Source organism: Mesorhizobium sp. M2C.T.Ca.TU.002.02.1.1, from assembly GCF_003997225.1.
The window spans coordinates 1-2,393 of record NZ_RZTO01000891.1 but is presented as its reverse complement, the minus strand read 5'-3'; the positions used below and the strand labels follow the sequence as shown (position 1 = coordinate 2,393).

Genomic DNA, 2,393 nt, shown 5'->3' with positions numbered 1-2,393 from the left:
ATCTTGTCGACGCGCGATGCCGTATCGAGGTCGGCGGCGATGTCCTGCAATTGGCCATAGGCGTGGAAGGTCACCAGGCCCGCGGCCAGGATCACAAAAATAAAAACGAAAAATGCGGATTCCGCCTTATGGAAACGCATCTACTCCCCGCGGCACTGCAGCCCACTGAGGTTATGGCATGCCGGGCCTTACGGACCGTTAACCCGGACAACCTTGGCGAGAATTAGAACCAGGGATTTTAAGGCGCTGATTGAAAAAGCTTTTCCTCAGTCCTGGACAGCCAGTTCATCGCCCGGCCGCAGCCTGCGCCACTCCGCGCCCAGTTGGTGCCTGAACCATGTCGACTGGCGCTTGGCATATTGCCGGGTCGCGATCTTGGCGCGTTCGATCGCTTCGGGAAAACCCGACTGTCCGGCCATCGCCGCCTGCAGCTCGCGCACGCCGATCGCCTTCATCGCCGGCAGGTCGGGGTCGAGGCCGAGCGCTACGAGCTGACGCACCTCGTCGAGCGCGCCCTTGTCGAGCATCTGGTCGAAACGCGCCTCGATGCGCCGGACCAGTTGCTGCCGGTCCGGCTCGATGACCAGGAAGCGCGCGCTGTCGCGATCGATCAGCGGTCGGCCGCGCGCCGCCTGCCATTCGAGGATCGAGCGACCCGAAGCGTCGAGCACCTCAAGCGCCCGCACGATACGCTGGCCGTCGGTTGGCCTCAGTTGCATGGCCATCGCCGAGTCCTCGTGCATCAGCAGGCGATGCAGCCTTTCGGCCCCTTGTTCCTTGAGCTCGTAACGCCAGCGCTCGCGGACGGCCGGCGGAATATCCGGCATGTCCGAGATGCCTTCGGCCAGCGCGCGGAAATAAAGCCCGGTGCCGCCGACGAAAACGACCGGACGGCCCGACAGGACGCCATCGTCGATCAGCTTCGTCACGTCGCGCAGCCAGGCGCCGGTGGAGTAGGCCGTGGAGGGATGCACGTGGCCGTAGAGGAAATGCGGAACGCGCGCCATTTCGGCGGCGCTCGGCCGCGCCGTCAGGACGTCGAGCACCGAATAGCCCTGCATGGAATCGGTGTTGACGATGACTCCGCCATTGCGTTCGGCAAGATCGAGCGCCAGCGCAGACTTGCCGCTTGCGGTCGGCCCGGCTATCAGGATCGCGTTTTTGACGCGGCCCTCGCCCGCCTGTCTGCCGGAATGTTCGATGCCGCTGATCGCCACTTTAGTGTCCCGTCCAGAAGCCCGCGCCGTGCCGGCCTCGCTTGCGAATATGGCCTTGCGGGCCGCCGGCGCAAGCGCCGTTCACTGGCTGGCCGAGGATGTCGCCTGCGATCTCGTTTTGCCGCAGACGCCCGATATCGGCGAAATGACCGCCAATCTGCGCGCCGCGCTGGCGTCGGAACCGGTCGACGTCATCGTCCAGCCCGCCGAGGGCAGGCGCAAGAAGATCCTGCTCGCCGACATGGATTCGACCATGATCGACCAGGAATGCATCGACGAGCTCGCCGACGAGATCGGCGTCAAGGACCATGTGGCGGCGATCACCGCGCGCTCGATGAATGGCGAGATCGCCTTCGAGCCCGCCTTGCGCGAGCGCGTCGCCCTGCTGAGGGGCCTCGACGCCGCCGTGGTCGACCGCATCATCGCCAACCGGCTGACGCTCGCCGCCGGCGGCCGCGCGCTGGTGCAGACGATGCGCGCCCATGGCGCCTGGACGGCGCTGGTCTCCGGCGGCTTCGACGTCTTCACAAGCCGCATCGCCGCCATGCTGGGATTCCAGGAAAACCAGGCGAACCGCCTGATCGAGGACGGCGGGGCATTCACCGGCATGGTGGCAGAGCCGATCCTCGGCCGCGCCGCCAAGGCCGAGGCGCTGCTCGACATCGCGAAGAGGCTCGGATTGACGACAGAGGATGCCATCGCGGTCGGCGACGGCGCCAACGATCTCGATATGATCCGTCTTGCCGGCACCGGCGTCGCGCTCCACGCCAAACCGGCGGTGGCGGAGCAGGCGCGCATCCGCATCGATCACGGGGACCTCACCGCGCTGCTTTATCTCCAGGGCTATCGCCGCGAAGAGTTCGTCGAATGAAGCCGATCCGCACCGAGCGCCTCATCCTGCGCAACTGGGAAGAGCGCGACCGCGAGCTTTTCCACCGCATCAACTCCGACGAACGCGTGATGGAGTTCTTTCCGTTCCGCCGCGACCGCGCCGCGGCGGATGCCAAGATGGACGAGGTCCGCGCCTGGATCGACGAGGACGGCTACGGCTTTGCCGCGGCCGAGATTGCCGCAACCGGCGAATGCATCGGCTTCGTCGGATTGTCCGGAACGGAAGACATCGACGTGCTGGCGCCCGGCACGATCGAGATCGGCTGGCGCCTGGCGCCCGAATTC

General features: G+C 66.0%; 3 protein-coding genes. 2 read left to right on the top strand and 1 reads right to left on the bottom strand.

Features of this window, described 5'->3' with window-relative positions; genetic code table 11:
* Nucleotides 1–266 precede the first annotated feature (266 nt).
* Entirely contained in the window at nucleotides 267–1,211 is a 945-nt protein-coding gene (miaA, locus tag EOD07_RS31000) for a tRNA (adenosine(37)-N6)-dimethylallyltransferase MiaA (protein WP_127238001.1), read from the bottom strand.
* Here miaA and serB point away from each other — a divergent pair.
* Both serB and EOD07_RS30990 read left to right on the top strand, forming a co-directional pair.
* Nucleotides 1,201–2,088, top strand: coding sequence for a phosphoserine phosphatase SerB (serB, locus tag EOD07_RS30995; protein ID WP_127238000.1), 888 nt, complete (start codon nucleotides 1,201–1,203; stop codon nucleotides 2,086–2,088). The genes miaA and serB overlap by 11 nt on opposite strands.
* On the top strand, nucleotides 2,085–2,393 hold a 309-nt coding region (locus tag EOD07_RS30990; RefSeq protein WP_164772715.1), incomplete at its 3' end, for a GNAT family N-acetyltransferase. The genes serB and EOD07_RS30990, both read left to right, overlap by 4 nt.

Bases quoted from the DNA above. Each gene is read 5' to 3' on its own strand.
- serB (WP_127238000.1), top strand. From the start codon at position 1,201: ATGCCGCTGATCGCCACTTTAGTGTCCCGTCCAGAAGCCCGCGCCGTG.